The organism is Leptolyngbya sp. PL-A3, assembly GCF_039962325.1.
Taxonomy (GTDB): Bacteria; Cyanobacteriota; Cyanobacteriia; order Elainellales; family Elainellaceae; genus Vacuolonema.
Genome location: NZ_JAMPLB010000002.1, coordinates 293,459 through 310,769, shown reverse-complemented (window position 1 = coordinate 310,769; position 17,311 = coordinate 293,459). Strand labels below are relative to the sequence as shown.

Annotated in this window: 12 protein-coding genes; 2 read left to right on the top strand and 10 right to left on the bottom strand. The window is 51.5% G+C overall.

The features are described 5' to 3' along the window. Nucleotides 1–218: 218 nt before the first annotated feature. From NDI52_RS03055 to NDI52_RS03010, 10 genes are all read right to left on the bottom strand, one after another. Nucleotides 219–1,160, bottom strand: coding sequence for an aldo/keto reductase (locus NDI52_RS03055; RefSeq protein ID WP_190775149.1), 942 nt, complete (start codon nt 1,158–1,160; stop codon nt 219–221). 132 nt (nt 1,161–1,292) lie between these two features. After that, nucleotides 1,293–2,615: an AAA family ATPase gene (locus NDI52_RS03050; protein WP_347280027.1), complete on the bottom strand. Its 1,323-nt coding sequence runs from the start codon at nt 2,613–2,615 to the stop codon at nt 1,293–1,295. Nucleotides 2,616–2,681: 66 nt separating this feature from the next. Then, complete coding sequence (locus NDI52_RS03045; protein ID WP_190775150.1) at nt 2,682–4,853, bottom strand: CHASE2 domain-containing protein; 2,172 nt, start codon at nt 4,851–4,853, stop codon at nt 2,682–2,684. Nucleotides 4,854–5,074: 221 nt separating this feature from the next. Then, nucleotides 5,075–6,031, bottom strand: a complete 957-nt coding sequence (locus tag NDI52_RS03040; protein ID WP_348256316.1) for a GAF domain-containing protein — start codon at nt 6,029–6,031, stop codon at nt 5,075–5,077. A 15-nt stretch (nt 6,032–6,046) separates the two neighbouring features. After that, nucleotides 6,047–6,427 (bottom strand): response regulator, encoded by a 381-nt coding sequence (locus NDI52_RS03035; RefSeq protein WP_190775152.1) that lies wholly within the window; start codon nt 6,425–6,427, stop codon nt 6,047–6,049. 9 nt (nt 6,428–6,436) lie between these two features. Then, a complete protein-coding gene (locus NDI52_RS03030) occupies nt 6,437–9,529 on the bottom strand; it encodes an ATP-binding protein (protein WP_190775153.1) in 3,093 nt (1,030 codons plus the stop codon). Further along, on the bottom strand, nt 9,526–10,968 hold the full coding sequence (locus NDI52_RS03025) for an ABC transporter substrate-binding protein (protein ID WP_190775154.1): 1,443 nt from the start codon (nt 10,966–10,968) through the stop codon (nt 9,526–9,528). Before NDI52_RS03025 ends, NDI52_RS03030 begins: the two co-directional genes overlap by 4 nt. Nucleotides 10,969–11,067: 99 nt before the next feature. Next, nucleotides 11,068–12,087: an AEC family transporter gene (locus NDI52_RS03020; protein WP_190775155.1), complete on the bottom strand. Its 1,020-nt coding sequence runs from the start codon at nt 12,085–12,087 to the stop codon at nt 11,068–11,070. A gap of 134 nt (nt 12,088–12,221) precedes the next feature. Continuing rightward, nucleotides 12,222–13,010 carry an HAD-IIA family hydrolase gene (locus NDI52_RS03015; RefSeq protein ID WP_190775156.1) on the bottom strand — a complete coding sequence of 263 codons (789 nt, stop codon included), beginning with the start codon at nt 13,008–13,010 and terminating at the stop codon, nt 12,222–12,224. A gap of 62 nt (nt 13,011–13,072) precedes the next feature. Continuing rightward, a complete protein-coding gene (locus tag NDI52_RS03010; RefSeq protein WP_190775157.1) occupies nt 13,073–13,852 on the bottom strand; it encodes an aldolase/citrate lyase family protein in 780 nt (259 codons plus the stop codon). 529 nt (nt 13,853–14,381) lie between these two features. On the opposite strand from NDI52_RS03010, the gene NDI52_RS03005 reads away from it, so the two are divergent. Both NDI52_RS03005 and hflX read left to right on the top strand, forming a co-directional pair. Beyond that, nucleotides 14,382–15,239 carry a shikimate dehydrogenase gene (locus NDI52_RS03005; RefSeq protein ID WP_190775158.1) on the top strand — a complete coding sequence of 286 codons (858 nt, stop codon included), beginning with the start codon at nt 14,382–14,384 and terminating at the stop codon, nt 15,237–15,239. A gap of 143 nt (nt 15,240–15,382) precedes the next feature. Beyond that, complete coding sequence (hflX, locus tag NDI52_RS03000; protein ID WP_199307743.1) at nt 15,383–17,071, top strand: GTPase HflX; 1,689 nt, start codon at nt 15,383–15,385, stop codon at nt 17,069–17,071. Nucleotides 17,072–17,311: the final 240 nt, after the last annotated feature.

Sequence of the window (17,311 nt, the reverse complement as noted above, 5' to 3'; positions counted from 1 at the left end):
CCCCAAGAGGGATCGTTTTGATCAAACCACATTCAACCAGGGGTTATGGTGCATCCAAAGTATAAAAGGCTCCAAATAGCAAGGAAGATTTACAGAGCGTTAAATGTCCTACCTGGCATTAGTTTTAGGACTGACGCATTTTTATAGTGGGCGAAGCTCACCATAAAAATACGCCAGTCCTAACTTTGTTAGATGCCTGCACACCTAACATCAATGCTCTACACTTGCTCCGTTGCGGCAGCAATTTGGGCGACCTCGTCGGAAGATAGAGACCACCCTAGAGCCCCTGCATTCTGCTCAGCCTGGGCGATCGTTTTAGCTCCCGGAATGGGAATCACATTCCCTTGAGCAATGAGCCAGTTCAGAGAGACTTGGGCAGGGGTTTTGCCACGCTGATCAGCAATTTGCTTCAGGGTATCGATGAGCGGAGCCAACTTACGTAAACCATCCGGACTAAAGCGAGGATCAAGACGACGGGCACCCATCGGTGGAGTGTAGGTTTCGGCTGTGTATTTGCCGGTGAGCAAACCCTGGGCCAGGGGGCTGTAAGCCAGAATGGTGATTTGGCGATCGCGCGCCGCCTGCATCACCCCATTGCGCTCAATCTGCCGCGCCAGCAGCGAGTATTGCATCTGATTGACGGCCAAAGGCACTCCTCGTTTCGCAAGCGCGTCATGCGCCCGTTGCATTTGTTCCGATGAATAATTGCTCACCCCGATGGATTGGATGCGCCCTTGCTTAACCTCATCCGCCAGAGCATCCATCAAGGTCTGTTGCCCCATAAAAAAGTCAAAGGGCCAGTGGACCTGATACAACGCCACGCTCGCCACCTGTAACCGCTTCAAACTAGCGGTCAGGGCGTCCGCCACAGCACCTCCCACAAACCGCCAAGGCAGCGGGAAATACTTGGTCGCAATTTGTACAGGTTGATCCGTTTCCTGCATGAATTGCCCCAGTAACCGCTCTGATTCACCCAGACCATAAATTTCGGCGGTATCGAAAAAAGTTACTCCAGCGGCGATCGCTCCCCGAAAAGCCTGCCTCAGGCTCTCGGTGTCGTAATCCTTGCCGTAACTCCAGAAAAACTTGTCACCCCAGGCCCAGGTTCCAATTCCCAGAGCCGGAACGGTGGGGCCACCCGTTAGCGTGATAGTCTGCACAGAGCTTCGTAATATTGCTTTACGTTTTTCAGTGTAGCGGGAAGAGCCGAGATAGGTATCTATCCATTTGTTCAGTCCGGATGGAGTGTGCAGGACAGACGCGATACGAACGAACTAAGCCTATGAAACTCATCAATAAATGAAGAGCCTTCGAGCAGCACGCGTAACGGCAACATAGAGTAACTGATTGCGCTCGCGGATATTCTGGTTGATCAATGCGTTGGGCACATCGACAAAGACATTTTGAAACGTAGAGCCCTGAGATTTGTGGATGGTCAGGCAGTAGGCATAATTTAAGTCCGCAAAAAGGCCTTTCAGGTCCCAAAATTCGCCCCAACGTTTTTCCTGAGCATAGAGGCCGAGAAGCCGCTGAAACTCGCCCAGGCTACTTTCATGGAGGGTATTGACGGTGCGGCGTTTACCTTCATCTGTCAGCACCTGGAGCACCCAGACCTGCCAGGGGCCATGCTGGGCAGTGGTGACCTCCAGCACTTCACATTCGCTAGAAGTTTGCAGAATGACGCTCTCACCCCACAAATAGGGGGTGTTGGCAACCAGACGTTCGCCCTCTACAAAGCGAGGGGTTCCTGCACCGTAGATCGCACGCCGAATTTGCTGATTGAGGTAATCAACGCGGCGGTTGGTGTAAGCCAGAGCACGAACATGATCCGGATCGGCTTTGCACGCATCGCTTTGAAAAGCACGGATCATCAACTTTTCCCAGGCGTAGCGTTGGCAAACGATGACACCCTCGGTGCGATCGCCATTCACATCCGTCTCAAACTGGGGCAAATCCCGTTGCAGCAGGTTATTACGGATAGATTCAGCCAGCAGGGCGATCGCACCTCCATACCGCACGACCTCCGTTAGATCAACCCGCTCATGAATCTCATTGAAGACCGGAGATTCGGGCTCCCCAATAGGAGGCAACTGGGCGATATCTCCGACAAAGAGTAATTGAGTTTTACTGAGAAGATCCATCACGGCCAGGTTTAGCAGTTGCCACAGTTCGGCGTTGATCATCGAGGCTTCGTCCACTACCACCAGTTGGTAGGACTCGATCAGGTTCTCGCTGTCTCGATCTGGCTGAAAGACCTGCTTGCCGGTAGTTTGGTCAATGTCAGGCCGCAAACCCAACAACTTGCAACAGGTCATGCAGTCGATGCTGAGTTCCCAAGACTCGGCCATGTTCTGCAACACTTTGGTCGCTTTGTTACTGAAGGCCGTGAAAACAATGCGGCGGCGATCGCCCTGCTTCCGCATCTTTTTGATGAGGGCTTGCAGCAGCGTAGTTTTGCCCGTCCCTGCATAACCCGTCAGCAAAAACAGCTTTTCTCGGCTCTGAACGAACCCCTCCATTGCCTTCAACGCCTTTTTCTGCTGCCGATTCAAGCGAATACCGGGCAGCACATCAGCCGTGGAACGAGTTGCAGAAACCTGGGTCTTAGAATCCACGGGATAGATCGAAGGGGTGAAAGAACGAGCCAATAGATCAGCACGAAAGCACTTAGAACATTTGTCCTACTTCGGCAGGGTACGTGTCAACTGGTCGGCTTCAATTTTTGGCCAGAGAACAGGCAAACTATGACGGCGATAGTGGCGGAGAATGCGGAATCCAGCGACACCTCCATCTGTGAGGAAAAAAGCGATCGCCGGAGCCACCACGGGAACCCAGCCACCATGGGTAAACAGCACAAACCCACCGCCAACAATCACCAGGAGCCAGAGGCCTGTATTACCCGCTAACAGCAAGGGGTTGCGAACAAACCAACCCAGCACGCCACCGACCACGGCCCAACCCACGATCCAGAGCCCCTCTGCCCAGTCCGGGAAATACCAGAATAGAGGCTGCTCCCCCAAAGCCGCACTGAGCAATTGGCTCGTCATCTGAGCGTGGACAACCACCCCGGCCATCTGGTGTTCTTCCTGCTCCCCCGCGCTGTAGGGCGTGTAGAACAAATCTTTAGCACTAGGGGCGGTAGTACCGATGAGTACAATCTTGCCCTGTACCCAATCGGGTTGAACTTTGCCATCCAAGACATCCGTCAGCCTCACCATACGAGCCGGGCTGCCAGCCTGACGATAGCGCAGCAAAATTTGATAACCGCGATCGTCTAAATTCTGATAACCCCCGGAGGTGGAGTTCAAGGGCGTTAACTGAGCTTGCCCCAGTTTAATTTGATAAGGATCTTCTGAGCTAAGCGGCTGTGGCTCAATGCCTTGGGCCGCTAGGTATTTCAGAGCCAATCGGGTAGCAAACGAAAAATAGTTTTGATCAGCCGTTGAGGCAAAAAGTAGGTTACGTCGAATGACCTTGTCAGCATCGATGGGAAAGTCGTTGAACCCGACCTGCTCAGGTGGAGTTTGAGGGGGCGGTGGAATTTGATCCGCTTCGGTATCGCCCAGTTTGGTAATAGCAATGACGTTATTCGCCTTCAGCTGTTTTAATAGCTCAGCCTGACCCGGTTCTTGAGGGAGATCCCGCAACAAATCTAACCCGATGACTTGGGGCTTTGAAGCCTGGAGCGTCTTAATGGTATTGGCTAGAGTCTGATCAGATGGCGTTGCCCGTTTCAGGGCCCGTAGATCTTCCTCGGTAATTTCGACAACCAATAGGCGTGGATCAGGCTCGGGCGTGGGTTGGAACCGGGTCATTTGATCAAATACGCCGACTTCTAACGGCTCCATCCAACCCAGTTGGCGCATACCCAGTAGCAGACCACTGACCGAAACGGCCGCGATCGCGATCGCCTTAGCCCCGGCCACAACCATCTGCCGCCAACTTTCAGGCGGCAATGGCATGGTGTAGTCGCGACCCCGCAAAGACTCTGGCAGCAGCAGATCTCGGGGCACTTCCGTCAGATTCGTAGGCAATTCAGCCAGTTTATCCAGCGCATTCAGAACATCATCCACATTGGGATAACGCTGGGTGTGGTCATAGCGCACCATGCGATCGAGGACAAACTCGAAACTAGGGCTGATGAGGGCCTTATCTTTCCATTGAATTTCTAATGTATCGGGGTCATCAGGCAGTTGGGATGGGGAAAGCCCAGTCACGGCCTGTACCGCTGTCATGCCCAGGGCGTAAATATCACTGGAGAACCGGGGCCGCCCCATCAACTGTTCGCTGGGAGTATAGCCCTGGGTACCAATACCCACGGTAAAGCTGGTCATCCCGCCCATACTGGTAGACAGTTGCGTGCCGATTTCCTTAACAGCACCAAAATCAATGAGGACAATTTTGCCGTCATGCTCCCGCCGAATCAGGTTGCCCGGTTTGATATCTCGGTGGATGACCTGGTGCTGATGGACGAATTGCAGAACCTCTAGCACGTCACGGAGGAGAGCGATCGCCCCATTTTCTGGCAGCCGGTGCTGTCGCGACAGCTCACTCGCTAGAGAGTGCCCTGCAATATATTCCTGCACCAGGTAAAACTCTTCATTCTCTTCGAAGAAATCATAGAGTTCGGGAATCTGATCATGTTTGCCCAGGCGCTTGAGGGTCTGAGCCTCTGTATGGAACAGCCGCCGGGCTACGTCCAGAAATTGATTATCGTGAAGGGCAGGTTGAAATTGTTTGACAACACAACGTCGGGATTCCTGAGTGTCTTCGGCCAAATAGGTCTGCCCGAAGCCTCCGGCCCCCAGAATAGTAATAATTTTGTAGCGCCCGGCCAGCAGAGTTCCCAGCATGGCTACTCAATCGTGCGTGCTGTAATGATTCTGACACACAACTTTAGACAGAGCTTTAGTTGTTTATAGAAGAAAATTTTCATGAAAGAAAACAGGTAGACGTACGGCTTCTTGTATCGATTCCCCGATGGTTTGTGTCGTCGTCTGCACCCTTGTTGCTGAAAGCAATGACGCTTTCATCCGAAGCGCCAACTACCATCCTAATTTTCAGCTATATAAACTTAAATTAAGGACGGAGGCTCCTTGGAGGAGTCTACCCGCTTTCGCATCAATTCTGCCTTCTTTTTGAGGGATTGGAAAAAGTCGCTTTCTGTAATTTCGGCCACCTGGCGATCGCGCTTGGCCTGGTCAATCTCAATGCGCAATTCCTGAAGCTTCTCCTGCAGCTCAGCCTCCCGCTTGCGAGCCGCTTCCATTTCTTGCTGGAGAAAAAGAGCACTTTCCAGTGCAGGAGCAGCTTGAAGGGCGATCGCCGTCAACAGTTTTAGCTCCTCTGCTCGATAGTTACCCAGCTCATCATTGTAAATACTGATCAGGCCAATCACTTTTTCTTGAGCCTGCATGGGCGCACAGAGCAGGGCACGGATACCCGTCTCTTTTGCCTCAAAGCGGGGATCAGCCAGTACATCATTCACAATTTCAGGCTTTTTAGAAGCAGCAACGTAACCCGTAATTCCTCGACCGGGTTTTAGCACAGGCTCCACAACGTCTGATTGACCCGAAACGGAGATCAGCTTCAGGGTCTGGGTTTTGGCATCTAGTAGGAACAGGGCTGCACTGCTACCCCGGATCAGACGATGCGCTTCTGCCAGAGCCAGCTTCACCACTTCGTCTACTTCACGGCAACTGGTGAGTTTCTCAGCAATGCTATAGAGCAGGTTGATTTCTCGGTACTTCTCCAGGGCTTCAGTGGCAAGCGATCGCCGCTCCACGGCTTGGATCGCCAAGGCCGTCAGCAGTTGAGCCACCTGCTTCGCAGCAGGAGACCCGCTGACCCACCCCAACACCTCATCCTGCACCTCAACGGGAAACCGCTCCCCCTCGGACTCTCGAGCTCCACTCAGCCAGTTACCCTCCTGGTCATAAATCCCGATCGGTGCATCAGCTAATTGCAATACCGGATTTAACAGAGCCGAGAGGTCCCTTTGAATCAGTCGCTTGAGCGTAATTTTTGCCATAGTGCTCAATTCTTATCAGGTGAGACCCAGTACGGCCTGAGACTTCTCCAAAATTTCATCAGGGTCAAAGGGCTTGGTCATATAGACATTGGCTCCTACGACATCACCTTTCTGACGGTCAATTTCCTGCCCTTTCGCCGTCAGCATGACAATGTAAATATTTTGAAGCTCTGCATCATTTTTGACAGCTTTGCACACATCGTATCCATTCATTTTGGGCATCATCACATCTAAAAAGACCAGTTCGGGCCGTTCTTCTTGAATAATGGCCAGAGCTTCTTCTCCATTGGATGCCGTTAATAATTCGATACCTTCATCTTCCAATTCCTCTAGAGTTTGCTCCAGGAGAAGGCGAATATGAGGTTCGTCATCAACAATCAAAATCTTTTGAGCCATAGAAATCCTTTACTCAGTAGCAGAAATCGAAACGGATGCGTCCTGTTGATCGGCCAGGAGAAAAAAGCAAACATCCTCCAAGCCTTCCTCAAAACGCAGGGTCTTAAATACCTCCTGGCGGTTGGCATAGCTGGCATTAGCTAACACCATGTCAGGTTTCATCGCCCGAGCTCGTTCTGTAAATTCGGGCAGACTGTAAGTTTCAGTGACATCGAAGCTGCGCGTTCGCATCAGGTCAGCTAGCCGCTTTACCGTTGCCGCATCGTCATCGATGATCAGTACCGTTTTGCGAGTTGCGGCCCGGGTTATTAACTGACCGACTGCATCTAGCACCGCTTCACTGTCGATTGGCTTGGTGAAGTAGCGATCCACCCCAATTCGAAAACCCTGTTCCTGGTCCTCCGCAATAGACACAATGATGATGGGGATATCCATCGTTTTGGTATCCCTCTTAATCAGGCTAGCCATGTCCAAGCCGTTCAGTTCCGGCATGAGTACATCTGTGATGATCAGATCAGGAGAGACTTGCTTGATCTGGGCGATCGCCTCCACTCCATTCGTAGCCTCCGTCACCAGATAGCCCTGGGCCTCCAACTCCTGCCGCAGCAGCCTACGGATATTGGCGTCATCATCCACCACCAGAACATGCTTCTGGTCTGGGGAAATGGGAGCAGGGGTCACGATACCAACGTGTTGGGTCACCCGCTTTAGCAAGGCATCCATATCCATCGGATGGGATGGCTCCTCGACGGAAACCGAAATCGGCAAGGTAAAGGAGAAGGTGCTACCGTGGCCCAATTCGCTTTCTACCCAGATGGTGCCCCCGTGGTGTTCCACAATTTGTTTACAAATGGGTAGCCCCAACCCGGTGCCCTTTGGCTTATCCGTCAGGGTATCGCCCACCTGCTTGAACTTCTCGAAGACCTTGGGGTGGTCATCCTCCGCAATGCCGATGCCGTTATCGACAATGCTGACGGTCACGAACTGCTGATCAGCACGGGTTCGGCAGATAACGGAACCCTCATCCGTAAACTTGACGGCGTTGGAGAGCAAGTTGATCACGACCTGGAGGAGGCGATCGCGATCGCCCTCCACCACTGGCAAATCAGGCTCCAGATCCTGCTCCAGGGTCAATTGCTTCTGCTCAAACAAAGAGGATGTCGCAGTCACGGCCCGAGCAATCAGCTCATTCACCTGCATCGGCTGCATGTTCCAATCCACCCGGCCCGCTTCCATTTTGGCGATATCAAGCAGGTCGTTAATTAGGTTGGTGAGCCGTTCCCCTTCGGACACGATGATGTCGATATTTTCGTTAACCTGGCGTACTGTGCGTTGCACCTTTTTATCATCAGTTTGCACCAGGGGTAAGACACTCTCCTGAAGCTTTTTCTTGATAACTTTGGCAAAGCCGAGTACCGAGGTCAACGGTGTACGCAACTCATGGGACACCGTGGAAATAAAGTCGGTCTTCATCTGATCGACTTCTTTTTCCTTTGTAATGTCCTGCAGCAGAATCACGGTGCCAATATAGTCTGCCCCAGCCTCATCGGTTGAAGGATCGCCATCGTCGGCTGCATCCTTCAAAATCGCCGTTGCAGATGCTTTCGCAACTCGCCCGTCTGCAAGAGGCACTTCCACCGTTAAAACATGATTGTGTTGACTATGAGATTTGGCAATGAGCTGAGTTAACGCTGGGCTCAAAACCTTCTCTGGGTTCTGAATTTGCATATCAGCCGCTTTCAAATCAAACATTTTGAGCAGGGCTGAGTTGTACTCGGTAATCTTCCCGTCTACGTCGGTTACTAACAAGCCATCGGCCATGTTGTTAATGACCGAGGCTAAATAAGCCAACGTGTCTTGCAGATCAGCCGTAGCAGCCGTGACGCGGGCTTCCAAGTTGCGATTGGCATCAGACAATTGCTCGTTGGAGTGCTTCAGGTATTCCGTCATCTTGTTGAACGCCTGAGACAGAATCCCAATTTCATCCCCTGTCAACACGGGAACACGAATATCCAGGTTACCATCGGCAATTTTGATGGCAGAATCGGCGATCGCCAACACCGGCTGCGTAATCCGCCGGGAGAGCAAGTAAACCCCGACCAGCAGCAAACCTGACAAGCTCAGCCCAATTTGTAGAATTTCACGAGCCAATCGACGGGCCGGGAGGAAGGCTTCCTGCTGCTCAATCTCAACGACGATCGCCAGATTCGCCTTTGCTAACCAGCGATAGACCCCCAACACTGGGGTGTTTTCATAGTTTTGCGTAATCCCGGCTAAGCCCTGAGCATTTTTGGTGTCAACAATGGTCTTCACCCCGGGGCTGTCAACGGTTTCGTTATCCTGGGCTGAAGCATTGGGAGACGGTGTCTGACTCGCATCTGTCTGCTCGTTCTGATCAACCTGTTTCTCACTGCGTGAAATAAAGACGTTATTGGTTCCTGACTTGCCCACTAGATAGGTTTCTGCCGTTCGCCCTAACCCGGTATTTTCCCGAATTAGCGTGTCAATAGCATCCAGATCCAAATCAATGGTGATGGCCCCCATAGGAACATTGTTCAAATCCCGCAGGTTTGTCCCAAAGGTAATGGCCGATTCTCCAGACTTCAAATAGAAGTTCGGAACCGTCAGAGCAGCACTTTCCCGAGTGAAATATGTAGTGGGTTCGCCCAGGGGCCGATAGCGCCCCACAATGGATTGATCCTGGGATGTCGTAAAAATTACGAAGCCACCGTTGGAGGTGATCACCACATTCCGCAGGCTAGGTTTAATGCTTCTCAGGTTTTTGAAATAGTCGTCCAGCTGTTGGTAGGCTTGCTTGTATCGCGGATCTGTCGGGGGCGTTGTCAACAGAACAGCAACGCGAGAACGTACCTCCGGAAGCTGGCTGATCAGCAGAGTATCTTTGCGCTGACTATCGATCCATTCGTTGAGCTGGAGTTCTTTCAGCGAAGCGGCCACCAACAAGCGATCGACAACGGTCTGTTGCAGAGAGTCGCGGGCACGGATATAGGTAGCGATCGCCACGACACTCATGGTGGCAATCGACAGCAACGAGAAGTACCCCACCAACTGAACCAGTAGACTCGCTTTCCAAAATTTCATCGGAACTCCGCAAAAATCTGTTTAGCTTGTTCAATCACATCGTCGATGGCTTGCTCGGCTGACATCCCGTTAATCACCTTCAAAACCGCGCTCGCAAGAACCTTTTGACTGAGCATCTGACTAAATGCTGGGGTGTAGACCTGGTACCCTGGTTCCACACCTTGCTTCAACAGTGCCAGCCCGGCCGCCAAGTGCGGGTCATTTTGTGCCCAGAACGGATCTTGCAGAAGTTGGGGCATCACCGGAAAGAAACGCCCCTTCTGATTGCTGAGCCAGGAATTCACCACTTCAGGGCGAGTCAGATACTCTAGAAACTTTGCAGCCGCTTCAGGATGGGCTGCTTCCTTGAAGGCAACGACTTGTTTAATCCCCACGGTGGAACGATGGGGGCTACCATCCGGATTGCGGGGCCATTTTGCCAGGGTGCGAACCTCGTTGAGATAGCGATCGTTCGATACCTTGTTGTACTGGTTCACACTTTGCTTCTGCGTCAGGGGTACCGACAGTGTCCCGTTGGCTGTCAAAACCGATCGCCCCTCCAAAAAATTGATGTTATTACCGGCATCTGTCCAGGTATTCGCATCAGAAGGCACATATTTGTCGCGGTATAAATCAACAAACTGTGTAAGAGCCTGCACAGCCCTACCCCTCTGCTCAGGTTCACCCAGGCGAAGCTTTCCAGTTTTGTCTACCATCTCAACCCCGTAGGCGTTGAGAAATTCAAGAAAGATTTGGTTCGTATCTTGCCCTTTATCAGACATGCATAGGGCCAGGGCAAAAATGTCCTGTTTGCCCTGCTTGCGCATCCGATCCTGCGCTTCCTTCCAGAAGTTCCAGAAGCCGTTCCAATCTGAGGGAATGTTCTCCTCTCGCAGGTTCACCGACTCAAGGAGGCTCTTCCAATAGTGGATATTGGTTGCTTGCTGAGCCAGGGGAATGGCGTAATAGTGGGGCTCGTTTGTAACGTGGTTGGGATAAAAACTCGCCTCCAGGGCGGCCTCTGTGTAGTTGGCTTTGATGGGTTCAATAATTTTCGAGACATCTGCCAGTTGATCTTCCCAAGCTTGCAGAGGAATCAGATCGGTGTCCCCTGCCACGATAAAGAGGACATCAGGCGGGTTCCCTGCATCGACTGCTTTGTTCGTTTCTTGAATAATGTCCCGCTGGGAAAAGAGAGTGAGATCGGCTTTCAGCCCCGACTCCTTTTCCCAATCGGCCACCAGGGAAACAACAGCCGCATTCTCTTCGGGTAAGAAGCCCTGCGTCCAAACGATACGGATGTCAGTAGCCGTGTCTTCGACAGCAGCCTTATCCGCATTGACGGAATAGGCGATCGGTTCCAGGGAGGTCGAAGCCGAGCAGGTCACCAGCCCCAGCGAAAGGCATAGTAATGCGAGAAACCTGACATGCTGCCGTTTAACCCACTTCAACCATTGCATAACGAGTACCTGCACAAAAATGAGAAGCGATTTCAGAGCCTACGCCGCCGTGTCTGGTAGAGCGCTGCCCAAGGGCTCTGGCTAGCGCAGAGATATCTCCTAGGTCACCGAGCCGAATAGCCATATCCACAGGGGTAGAAGCAGCAGTAAAACAAAAAAGCCGCACACGACATTCGTCACAGCCAGTTCTCGATCGAGGCCGTAGTTTTCTGCAAAGACAACAGTTGCGAACGCAGGGGGCATTCCCATTTGAAGCACCAGGGCCAGCCGCTGGTCAAAGTTGATACCAAAAAACATCAGTCCAGTACCGACAACCAGCGGAATGAGGATCATCTTAATTCCTAAACAGGGAACCGCCTGTTTAATCTTGTTGAGAGATTTAAGCTGGCTGATTTGCATGCCAATCAGCACGAGAGCCAGGTTCACCGAGGTCCAGGCCATGCCTCGAAGCCCATCCTGAACCATGTGAGGCAATATCAGCAGCTTCCATTCCGCCAGCAACCGTAAAAGTAAGCCGGCTCCCATCCCCCACAAAGCCGGATTCTTCAAAACTTTTTGTAACAGTTCTACTTTTTTCAATCGATGAGCCGTTCCATATTTGGCCGCGATCGCCACTCCCAACACGTACGTCCCAAAAAATGAGCCCAACAGGTCATAGAACAGTGCCCAGGCAAAATACTTTTCGCCCACTAGATTTAGCACCACCGGGAAGCCCATATAGCCCGTGTTGCCAATCATCATGGCCAGGAAAAAACTCCCCTGAACGGGAGAGGACCATTGGCTAACCAAAGGCTGATCAGTCGTCTGCTCGCCCCCCAAACCTATCGCCAGGGATTTCAATCGCTCGTCCCCCAGCCCCAGTTCAATCCAGAGCCAGGCGAACATTGCCCCCGAGAGCATGGCAACCCATGCCGTTGCAGGCCCTACCAGGATCAAACCGCTCAAATCTGTGCGGTACAAGAATGAAATCACACTGATGGGAATCCCCACCCGCAGTAGGAGCTGCCCCAACCGTACCGGCACCCGCTTTGGCAAAAGTCGACCCAAAACCCAGCCCACCAGAATCCAGCCAATCAGAGGGGCATAAAGTTTACTCAGGGTCTGAACAAGGTCTGGCATAGACGGGGTTACAGGGCGAGGTTACGAATGGTTGAACTGGAGGTCGGATCTTGAAGGAGCGACTTCAGAGGTTGCATACAGCAAGCGACTGTTGGAACCGAGCAGTGAAGTGAAGACCTATGAGTTGAGGAGAATTACAGGACTAGCGGTTCTAACTCCTGAAGACTCTGAACACAGGCATCAGGGGTGGCGATCGCAGCGTGCACTGCGGCTCGGCTAAGATCAGAAATCCAAACACTGGCAACCCGGGCACGATTGGCCATCAAAACATCAGAGCTAAGACTATCGCCCACCACCAAACAGTCCTCAGGCTTGACCTGTAACCGCTGGGCGATCAGCTCAAACATGATGGTGTTAGGCTTGCCGACCTCAAAATCTGCCGTTCGCTCAGAGCTAGCCTCGATCGCCCCAACCATGGCTCCGCACCCTGGCATTGGCACTCCATTACGCCCTGGATAAGACGCATCTCGATTGCAAATGATGAAGGGAATGGAGCGCTTGAGAGCAATGAGTGCTTGGGCGATAACCGAGTAGTGAAAGTTGGGATCCAGTCCTACTAATAGTGCCCCGCAGGTATCTGGTTGAGAACAAGCCAAACCTTGATTGAGCAGTTCTTGCCGTAGAGCATCCGTCCCCACAACAAACACCCCTTTACCCGAATCAAGATGGTGTTCTCGGATAAAAATTGCAGCCGCCTGACCTGCGGTAATTAAATCACTTTCGTGACAGGAAACTCCCAATCTACATAATTTTTCGACAACCTTTGAGGCCGCAGAAGCCGAATTATTTGTTAAGAAAGCTATCTTTTTACCAGCCCTTCGAAAGTGGGCGATCGCTTCAGGAGCTCCGGCGATCACATCCTCGCCCCTATACACCACCCCATCCAAATCTAAAACCAGGCAGGGTAAAGAACGAAAATCCATAAGACAGACAATATGTAGACAGTTGTTCGACTCGAAGAACAGGAGCTAATCATTAGCGGGTATTACATCAAACGCTTTTCTAGCATTTGAATTCTAAATAAATCTTCCTGAGCCATGATGTTGTAGTAATTTGCTTTATTTTTAAGCCAGAGCAACTCAAACGCTACAGCTTTCTGAATGGCTACTTCAGCATTCTCGATAGCTTCAGGTTTAAAAACGACTTTTCGGGTTTCAAATTTGTCAATTAAATTTTCCTGGTGCAAAGCTTTAATAAAAGAACGGCTTTGAGTCGATATTGCACCACCTAAAGCTGTTTTCAATCCTTGCTTCTTAATTGCCCGGAATGTTTTCTGGCAAACTTCTAAAATTTCATCCCCATCGGCATAGGCACGGGAATAGCCCATAGAACCCGTGAAATCAACCCGTCCAAAAGTCACTCCAGAAAGCAGGTGAAGATTAGGCAAACTTAGAAATTCATCAAGATTTTGGTAGGCTGTAATCGTTTCCAGATTGAACGCGAACTCCATATCCTCCAACACATCAGGAGGAACAAAACTCTCAATGACTCCAAGGAATTTAGAAAGGGCATAGCTACTCTCAACCATGGGTGCCACAATGCCTTTCACCCCAACAGTCAGCCCATGATGAATATCGGTAATAGCCTCCACTCCACCAATTTTAAGGATAATGGGCAAACCTGCTGTAGCAGTTACATCCCGAAGGCGTAGCAATTCCTCTAATCGAGTTCCTTCTGCTTCAAATTCAGCTTTGATTTCGAAAACCCCAAAGTACTCTTTTAATTCTTGCAAACTACTAACAATTTGCCTTTCTAACTTATTCATAAATTGAACTTTGCCCTCTAAGGGCAGTTACGACAATTTTCAGAAGAAGTAACCACGCCATCATGGAATACCAAACCCCAAGGAAACTCCAAACTCAAATATTCATTCTTGAAGGTATCTTTGAAGGTTTGATGAAAATGAAATGTCTTGAGTTATAAAGGAACGAATTATCTGAATAAAATCTCTTGTGTGTTTGTCACGTTTAATACACTCTCAAAGAGATTACTATTTACTCAAATTTAATTACGAACTCTGGCTATCTGTCAAACCCTTGAATGAGTTATAGGTCTTTAAGAAATTGTTGGAAAAGTTGACTTTTTAAAAGTAAGACTCATCAAAAATCAATTTTTCAAACACTTCATAGCCATTTTTCCAGAAAATTCTTTACAGGGACGTTAGGTAAATCAATAAAGTGATCGTTTAGGGTGTTTTTTTGAGAAAATGCTGGCACAGGGTTTCAAATAAACTCACAAGTTCCGAGCATTTTTGAGGACGTTTTAGTCAAACTTAATGGCAGCTTAAAGCTTTTATGATCGACGGTAAAACTGGTCTTTTAGGTGTTATTGGCTATCCGGTCAAACACTCCTTGTCACCTACGATGCACAATGCGGCGATCGCTCACTTAAATGTCAACTACGTCTACCTCCCCCTGCCTGTGCATCCTGATGCGCTGGAGGCAGCGATCGCCGGTTTTAAGGCAATCGGGCTTGAGGGCTTTAACGTTACCATTCCCCACAAGCAGGCGATTCTCCCATACCTGATGGATGTCTCTGACCTGGCGCGGGCCGTCGGTGCCGTCAACACGGTCTATCGCACCGACCAGGGATGGATGGGAACCAACACCGATGTAGAAGGATTTTTAGCGCCTTTGCGATCGCAAGCATCAACCCTGGCTGGGAGCACAGCGCTGGTACTGGGAAATGGGGGTGCAGCGCGGGCTGTCGTCGCCGGATGCACTCAATTGGGTGTGGGAACCATCCAGGTGGTAGGACGCGATCCTCAGAAACTCGAACAGTTTCAGGCAAGTTGGGCTGACTCGCCCCTGGCTAAGGGTCTGGAGGTTCACCCCTGGGAGGATATGTCAAAACTGCTACCTCAAGCGCGGTTGATCGTGAATACCACTCCCATTGGCATGCACACCGATGCAACAGCATCCCCCCTGTCTTTGCAAGACTGGGAGCTGATGCCAGGGGGGGCGATCGCCTATGACCTAATTTATATTCCCCGCCCCACTCGCTTCTTGCAGGATGCTGCTGCCCATGGGCTAACCACCATTGATGGGACTGAAATGCTGGTTAATCAGGGAGCCGCCGCCCTCGAACTGTGGCTTGGGCAAGCTGCCCCTGTGGATGTCATGCGGCATGCTTTGTTGAGTGCCCTGGCATAGCATTAATTCTTGAAGTGGGCAGGTTAGCCTGTCCACTTCAAGAGTGTTTAGCTTCACATTTCGTTGGCTGCTCGTCAGCACATCTCTAATTTGCATTGGTAGAATGCGATCAGCTGTTTTCGAGGGTAGCAGGTCAACCGAGTTTGACAATCGAAACGATTCACGGCAATCCCCAAGGGCTCAAGCCCAGCCAAATCAAGCAAATTCAGAAGCTTTACCATCAGCGCTTACCGGGCGATCGCTTCACAACGGCAGAGTTTGCCCAACGGATAGCGGCCATCAGTAGCGACATTGAGCAACCCCTCTGCGTCTACATCAATCGACGTGGGCAGGTAATTCGGGTGGGAGTTGGAACCTTACGCCAAACTCAGATTCCCCCTCTAGAATTGCCACGCTACGGGGCCGAGCGACTTTCTGGCATTCGCTGTATTGCCACCCAGATGGATACAGAGGCTCCCAGCAGTGGAACTCTGACCGCCATGGCCCTACAACGGCTGGATGCCTTAGTCTCTCTCGTCGTTTCAAAGGAAGGTTTTGAGCGACGGGGGGGCGGTGCGACGGGGTACGTACAATCGGTTTATCTGGCTCACCTGGTGCCGCACCCTGAGGCCACCTGGACGGTGCTCCCTCCGTTCAACTTGGAGGATCTGGCCCAGGAAGATTTTCTCGACCTGGTGGAAGGGTTAGAGGAGGAATTTCGGCGGCAGTATGTAGCCCGCCAAATTCATCCCAGCCAGGATCGCGTGGTGCTGGTGGGGTTGATCGGCGATCGCCAATCCTCTACTGAATTTCACAACACATTAATGGAACTGGGTCGACTGGTGGAAACCGCCGGGGGCGAGGTGTTACAAACCTTGCACCAGAAGCGATCGCACCCCCACCCCCAAACTGTCGTCGGTGAAGGAAAGGTCGAAGAAATCGCTCTGACAGCCCAAACCCTGGGGGCAACTCTGGTTGTCTTTGATCGAGACCTCTCCCCAGCTCAGGTGCGCAACCTGGAGTCCCGGATTGGTGTGCGTGTAGTCGATCGCACCGAGGTCATTTTAGATATTTTTGCTCAGCGGGCCCAGACGGGAGCCGGGAAGCTTCAGGTGGAGCTGGCCCAGCTGGAATATATGATGCCACGTTTGACAGGACGAGGACGGGCCATGTCTCGACTGGGGGGCGGTATTGGTACCCGAGGCCCAGGAGAAACAAAACTGGAAACCGAACGGCGAGCCATCCAAAAGCGGATTGCCCGGTTGCAGCAGGAAGTCAATCACCTGCAAGCCCACCGCTCGCGGTTGCGGCAACGCCGACAACATCGAGAAGTACCCTCCGTGGCTCTCGTGGGGTATACCAACGCAGGGAAATCCACGCTTCTGAATGCCCTCACCAATGCTGAGGTTTACACGGCTGACCAGCTCTTTGCCACCCTGGATCCAACCAGCCGTCGATTGGTCATCACCGAAGCAGACACCCATGAGTCGATGGCGATCGTCGTCACTGACACGGTAGGGTTCATTCACGAACTCCCTGCGTCGTTGATGGATGCTTTCCGCGCCACCCTGGAAGAGGTAACCGAGGCAGATGGCCTGCTGCATGTGGTGGATCTGTCGCATCCAGCCTGGCAGAGCCAAATTCGCTCTGTCATGCAGATTCTCTCGGAGATGCCCATCACGCCGGGGCCTGCTCTACTGGCCTTTAATAAGATCGATCAGGTGGATAGTGAGACGTTGGCGATCGCCCAGGAGGAGTTCCCCCATGCGGTGTTTATCTCAGCGGGCGATCGCCTGGGACTGGAGACTCTGCGCCAACGGCTGGCCCAGTTAATCCATTACGTCCAGGTGTAACGGCTGATTTGGGGCTTTAGATAACCCTAAAACCACCTCTCGAATAAACTTCTGGCGTGAATTGTTGCGCGGCTTCGCCACGCAACAATTCACGCCCTTAAAAACCGATCCATGCAGGAGATTCAATGACGTGCTGTTTCCAGAACAGGGGTGGGAATTCTAGTACCTAGCCCCCTCACTTCTATCGCACAGATCGTGGATCGCGAAATCGAAACTTTACAAACCCGAAGATTTCAGCAA